At 32.7% G+C, this 6,989-nt stretch carries 5 protein-coding genes; 3 read left to right on the forward strand and 2 right to left on the reverse strand.

Features of this window, described 5'->3' with window-relative positions:
• Window positions 1-33: 33 nt before the first annotated feature.
• Window positions 34-1,179, reverse strand: a complete 1,146-nt coding sequence (locus HNQ90_RS14535) for a saccharopine dehydrogenase family protein (RefSeq protein WP_144117774.1) — start codon at window positions 1,177-1,179, stop codon at window positions 34-36.
• A gap of 320 nt (window positions 1,180-1,499) precedes the next feature.
• Here HNQ90_RS14535 and HNQ90_RS14540 point away from each other — a divergent pair, with 320 nt between their 5' ends.
• From HNQ90_RS14540 to HNQ90_RS14550, 3 genes are all read left to right on the forward strand, one after another.
• Complete coding sequence (locus HNQ90_RS14540) at window positions 1,500-3,095, forward strand: tetratricopeptide repeat-containing sensor histidine kinase (protein WP_172625917.1); 1,596 nt, start codon at window positions 1,500-1,502, stop codon at window positions 3,093-3,095.
• A 3-nt stretch (window positions 3,096-3,098) separates the two neighbouring features.
• On the forward strand, window positions 3,099-3,764 hold the full coding sequence (locus tag HNQ90_RS14545) for a response regulator transcription factor (protein ID WP_144117772.1): 666 nt from the start codon (window positions 3,099-3,101) through the stop codon (window positions 3,762-3,764).
• Window positions 3,765-4,050: 286 nt separating this feature from the next.
• A complete protein-coding gene (locus HNQ90_RS14550; RefSeq protein WP_144117771.1) occupies window positions 4,051-4,257 on the forward strand; it encodes a hypothetical protein in 207 nt (68 codons plus the stop codon).
• Between the two features lie 2 nt (window positions 4,258-4,259).
• Here HNQ90_RS14550 and HNQ90_RS14555 read toward each other — a convergent pair whose 3' ends face one another.
• Complete coding sequence (locus HNQ90_RS14555) at window positions 4,260-6,080, reverse strand: SLC13 family permease (protein WP_144117770.1); 1,821 nt, start codon at window positions 6,078-6,080, stop codon at window positions 4,260-4,262.
• Between the last annotated feature and the right edge of the window lie 909 nt (window positions 6,081-6,989).

The raw sequence follows: 6,989 nt of genomic DNA on the forward strand, positions 1-6,989 counted from the left end.
TAAAGAGATAACTTAATTACTTAAGCTCATTATTTATGCAATACTGCCATAAACGGGTGTAATAAATGAGCCATTTAAAAAGGACTTGGCATCTAGTTGGCTTTGTAGTATAACACCTTTAGGCTGTGTTTCTAATAACCACTGAATGGATTGTACTAAGGGTGCCGCAGTTGTTGTTTGTATGGCGCGTAATGTATGTTTGCCAACTTGTTGCGGTTTTATATAGTTTGCACGTTCTTGTCTGCGTAATATGCCTTTGGCATCTTTACCTTCAACAGCTGCATAAATAATTATTTGGTCGTCCTCAACATTAGGGATGTTATTTATCATAATATCTTGCAGTTCAGAAATAGGATTATCGGTGCTTTTTAAACCTTTTAATTGGTTTTCAATCCAAGCGTAATGTCCAGGGTGGCGTAAGGTTTTATAATCTAGATGCTTCACTTTTCCGCTTAAAGCATCAGGAAGATCGGCGGCACCTCCAGAAGTAAGGTCGTCTTCGTAAGTAATGCCATTAATAATAATACGGCTTCTTTCCGAAAGGGCAGGACGCGAAGCTTTTTTATAATCTCTAATAACAATGCAATCCTTTAAATATTCGGTAGCCACACCAACTGGACTCCAAGTAAACCCATAAAAATGAGGTGCAATGGCATGATTAGTAAGAGCGCCCACTTTTAATTCTAATTTTTCAACGCGATCTACTTCGTGTTGCTTACAAAACTCTTGATACATAAAATGTGCCAACACATCAATATAACCAGGCGCTAAACCCGTTTGCAAAACAAAACCTGTTTTAGCATGTTTCGCTAAATCTATAATTTGGTTGGTCTCCGCAACATATTCGGTAAGGTTAGCATAATAGAGATTGTTGGCGTTGGCAAGTTTTGCCATGGTTGGCGCTAAACTACCAGGTAAACAATCTAGAAGTGCATCGGCATTTTCAAAAATCGTTTTTGCATGGTCCGAAATTTCTAAAGGATCTAAATGAAACCCAACGACTTTACAAGGTTTTGCGCTACCATTCATTATCCAATTAGCCACCTTTTCGGCTTTTGTAAGGGTACGGTTTCCAATATAAATAGTTGGTGTTACTTGGCTCCATTCGGCTAAAATAAGTCCTGCTGCTTCGGCAATACCACCAGCGCCTGCAATAATAATATTATAGTGCGTTTTCATATTTAGGTGTAATGAGTTGATGTACACTAATTTAATGATTATTTGATGAGTTTTATTTATTTCGGGTATAATTTATTTATCCTATATTTTATAATTCCTTTAAATGATTTCCTACTTGCTGTTTTGAGGTTTACAAATTAAACCACAGTATAGGTTTTTTAATTTTGATGGAAAACCTAGCAAAAATTAGCAGAAGTTACTTACTAATAAGATTTAGTTAGTATTTTTGAGACATGAGAATAAAAAAGTCATTCCTTTTTTTTTGTTTATACTTCGCTTGTTTTACAACCGCCTTTAATCAAAAAATATTTGCACAAAAGGTGGCAGATAGTTCTCTATACTATTACAATCTGGTGGTAAATCCTAAAAAAAGCACCGACCTTACTTTAGCATTTAGTTTTTACGAAAAAAGCAAGAAGCAGCATGAGTTGGCTGGCGATACCCTAAAGGTTATTAATGATTTAAGATTTATGGCTAGTATTCAAAAAAAGCTTGGTTTTTTGTATGATAGCGAATCTACTTCTATTGAAGCTTTAGATATATTAAATACTGCTAAAACTGACGATAACGTAATAAAATCGAAAATTGGTGTTTATAATCATTTAGGGATGATTCAGCGGGAATATAGTAATTATGACGAAGCTCTTAAATTCTACAATAAATCACTACAATTGGCTACTAAAACTGCAGATAGTCTTACCATTCTTAATAATATCGCCAATATTTATTTAGACCAGAATAAGTTTAACCTGGCTATTGCAGAGCTAAGTACAGTTTATAAAAACAGTTTAAGATTACAAGATAAAAAGCAAATAGCACGTGCTTTAAACAATTTGGGGTCGGTACAAGCAAGAATTAATGCGCCGGAAGCTTTAAGTAATATGCTAGAAGCGTTAAGAATTAGAGAACAGATAAAGGATAACATTGGTATGTATTCTAGTTACAAACATGTGTCTAGATATTATCAGGACAAAAATAAAACGGCCACCGCTTTAAATTATGCCAATAAAGCCTATAACGTTGCAAAATCCATTAACAGTGCCAATTATGTTAATGATGCTTTATCACAACTTATCGATTTGGATAAAAACCCAAAAGTAGTTGAGTATAAAAGGTTATCAGATAGTCTTACACAGGCCAGAAGACTAGGCGAAAATAAATTTGCATCGGTTAAGTATGAATCTTCAGAAAATATTAGAAAAGCTCAGGAAAGCGAACTTAAATTTAAAACCAGTCAATTAGAAAAGGAAAAAGAAGAGCGTTTAAAGTTGCTTTATATGTCTATTGTTGGCTTAGTAACCATATTGGCAGCTGCCACTTATTTTGTTTTAAAATCTAGACATAAAAAGGAAAAGTTATTACAAGTTTATCATACCGAAACTAGAATTTCAAAAAAGGTACACGATGAGGTTGCTAACGATATTTATCATCTCATGACTAAGATTCAGAGCAACAATACCATACAAGAAACGGTTTTAGACGATTTGGAACATATCTATTCAAAAACGAGAGATATCTCTAAAGAAAGTAGCCTTATAGATTTTAATAACAATTTTAAAGACACCTTAGAAGATTTGTTTTTAGCCTATCAAACAAATGATTTATCCATTGTTACAAACGGACTACATACCATTAATTGGGAGACGGTTTCAGACTTGAAAAAAACAGCTGTTTTTCGTGTGCTTCAAGAGTTATTAACCAACATGAAGAAGCATAGTAAAGCGTCCATTACCGTGCTTAAATTTCAAAAAAACAATGCTTATTTAGAAATTAACTATAACGATAATGGTATAGGCACTACCCTGAAAAAGCATAATGGTTTGCAAAATGCGGAAAACCGTATTGTATCGCTAAATGGAACGATTACCTTTGATTCTGAGGTTAATAAAGGATTTAAAGTGAAAATTACGATTTAAGATATGTTTAAAAAGGTTTTGGTTTCTGAGGATATGGACGATATTAATAAAGGTATCTATAATACGTTGAAGGAATTGGGCGTGCAACAAATAGTTCAAGTTCAGTATTGCGATGATGCTTATTTAAAAATTAAAAAAGCAATACTTGACAATGAGCCTTATGAGTTGTTAATTACCGATTTATCTTTTAAATCGGACCATAGAGCACAACGATTTACCTCTGGAGATATGCTTTTAAAATCCATAAAACAGGAATATCCAGATTTAAAAGCTATCGTGTATTCTGTTGAAGACAGACTACAACGCGTAAGAACACTTATTCAAGATTATAAAGTAAATGCATATGTATGCAAGAGTAGAAGAGGATTGGTGGAATTAACTAAAGCTATACAAGCCATTTTAATCCATAAAACGTATTTGTCGCCAGAAGTAAATAATGCCTTAAAGCCTAAAAACAATTTAGAAATTGAAGATTTTGATATTAAGTTGTTAAAGCAATTATCGTTAGGCTTGTCTCAAGAGGAAATTAGTAATTATTTTAAAGAAAGGCATATTTCTCCTAGCAGTTTAAGCTCTATTGAAAAAAGATTAAATAAACTTCGAATCCAGTTTAAGGCTAATAATGCCATTCATTTGGTGTCTATTGTAAAAGATTTAGGTCTTATTTAATAATATTTAACTGCTTTACGGGAAACAGTAATAGGAATATACCATGCCTAGGTATTATTGTATTGCTATTAATTTGCTTAATCAGCATTAGGGGGGTAACTAGAAAACTCTGTACGTCTTTTGTACAGGGTTTTTTTATGTTTTACATAAAGCTTAACTAAACATGTAGATCTGACATTTTCAATTTTATAGTACAGATATATTAAACTGAAGTCTTACGGAATTCCGTAAGTTTTTTTATACGTAAGAGTGTATCTTTGCAGTACAAACCTAATAATAAATAAGCATGACGAGTTATTATGTAAATAAAAAGGCACAAGCAAATGGAGATCATGAGGTACATAAACGAGGTTGTTCCTTTATACCTAATGAAGAAAACCAGGTGTATTTAGGTTTGTTTAATAATTGTCCGGACGCCATTAAAGAGGCTAAAAAACACTATGGACAAACTAATGGGTGTTATTATTGTTCGGCTTATTGCCATACCAAATAGTATTAACTTACTAGTAAAGATCTGGTTAAAATAATGGTTCCCGCAACCCAAAGTATTAACGATAGTAGTCCGCCTATAATAAGAAAGTGCTTAAACTTATAGAGTCCTGTGCCATAAATTAAAGTATTGGTTTGGTAGCCAACTGGGGTGAAAAAACTAAAGTTTGCACCAAATAGTACAGCAAGTATAAATGGTTTTACATCAAGATTAAGTCCTGCAGCTAGCCCTATAGCAACGGGAGTTAATATAATTGCAGTGGCATTATTGCTAATAAAACCGGAAAGTATCATGCTTATAGCGAGTAAAAGGCCAATTACAATATATGGAGGTTGGCCCGTAAGTATGGCTTGCAATTGGTTACTTAACCAAAGATCTGCACCCGAGTTAGTCATGGCAATACCAAGCGGAATCATACCTGCCAATAAAAATATAATTTGCCAATTTACACGATGGTAAATGTTTTCTAGAGAGATTAGCCTAAAGAGTAACATGGCGGCTACACCAGCCAACGAAGCACTTAAAATAGATAATACACCGCTTGCAGCTAACCCTACAACCATAAGCAAGATGACTAATGCTGTAATTTTACGTTTGGTTGTTATGTGTTGTCTGTATTCATGCTGATTTAAAATAACAACATTATCCAAAGCCCTAAGTTTGCCAATTTGTTGCTCTTGTAACTCTATTAATAATCTGTCGCCCGGTTTTAATGTTATATCCTTAATACTTTTTCTAATTAACCTTTCGGTAGTATTTCTAAGTTTTTTTCTCTTTTTTATGGCAATAGGGTAGGCGCCACCAAGTGACATTTTTCTTATGTTTTTTAAGGTTTTTCCAATAAAGCCTGAACCCGGTAATATAAGCAGTTCTACATAAGTCATATTACTAATAGTGCTGCTCAGATTTTCATCTACTTCGGCATTTTTAAGTTCCCTTTTTTTATCATTAATAATTAAATCGTGGTTTTGAATAATTCGGTTTATATATTCAAAAGAGCTCATAAGCACAAGATTATCATTCACCTTAATATCTATGTACTTACCAGGAGCATTAATAACTTTTTTATTTCTAATAAGTTTTAAAGGTGTAGCGAGTTCTTCAGAAATAAATTCTATTTCAGAAATATTCTTTCCAATTAAATCTGAAGTTTCCGAAACTGTAACCGAGAAAATATAACTTTCAATATCATAGGTGTTCTGTAAATCATCTTGTTTGTCCTTCGGAAGAAATTTTGAAGCTATAGTCATAAAAACAATGCCAATTGCTAAAAATACCAACCCGTAAGTACTAAACTCAAAGAACGAAAAAGTTTCTACACCAGCTTTTTGAGCCACGGAGTTTACAATAAGGTTTGTAGATGTTCCCATTAGCGTACAGCTACCACCTAGTATACCTGCAAATGAAATTGGCATGAGTAACTTTGATGCCGAAAAATTATAACGTTCTGCTAACTGACTAATTATTTTAAGAAATATAATGACCACGGCAGTTGTACTTATAAAGGACGAAATACCAGCCGAAACCAACATAAAAACCGGAGTTAACAATACTAACGGCAGTATTTTTAATTTTTTAATGAGTTGGGTTAGCCAATCAATTACGCCATTATCTTCTAAGCCAGTAGCTATAATCATGAGTGAGAGTATAGTAATTACTGCGGGGTTAGAAAAACCACTAATGGCTTCTTCAGGCGTTGTAAGTTGCAATAAAACCAGAGCAATTATAATTAAGAAGCCAATTTTGTCAACAGGGAAATACTCTGTTATAAAAAGTATAACCGTACAGGCAATAATTACAAAAACTAATAAAATAGAAGGTTCCAAATATAAATTGTAATAAAAAATGTATTACTAAAAATAATCAAAAAGTAAGCATGAAACACGAATAGGGAATCATTTATTTTTTGCGGTTAATCGAATTATGTTATTATCTAGTAAATGGTTTAAATCGATGAATTTTTGGTGCCTGTGTGTGTCTATTTTAGCTGAGTTTAAAACAAAAAAAAGCCAAGAATAAAATTCTTGACTTTTCTGGTTTTAATTGTAGCGAGAGCGGGGCACGATCCCGCGACCTCTTAGTTGAAAATTCTTAGCGGTGTGGAGTAAAAATCATTATACTATAGTAACACACACACTGATTTATAGTTATTTAATAATATTTGATGTTGTTTTAAATCAAGCAATATCAATAAATGTTATGTCTGTGTGGTACCTAAAATGTTTGTCTTTTGGATATTAAATATTCTAAAAATGTGTCATCAGTAAAAGCAGTTATAAGAACCAAACCTAATTCTTCTAAATTCTTTCGAAAATTTCTTTTTTAGGGTCTGGAGGAATGGAGCAACTATTAAAACGAGTATTCTGTCTTGTTTTAGTTTGTTCAATTTAACTTCCCAGATCTGAATCTTTAATATTGTATGTACCGATTGTTCGTAACATCTTAATTCCATTTTTTTAAGGACATCATAGTGATAATTGAAAAAGATGCTACGAATTTTTATTTAAAAAATCAGCATAGTACAGGATGTTATAAATAACGCAAAGGTTTAACATTGTTGAGTATAATGATTTATGAAGGGTTTCAAACATTATATTAAAAAAATAAAAATAGTATAATTAGGAGCACAAAAATGAGTTGTCATTTAGGAATAGATATAGGAAGTTCTTCCATTAAAGCGGCTTTAGTCGATTCGGAAACAGGAAAAAGTTTAGGAGTTGTACAAGAGCCTAAAA

The organism is Algibacter amylolyticus (genome assembly GCF_014202225.1).
Classification (GTDB): Bacteria; Bacteroidota; Bacteroidia; order Flavobacteriales; family Flavobacteriaceae; genus Algibacter_B; species Algibacter_B amylolyticus.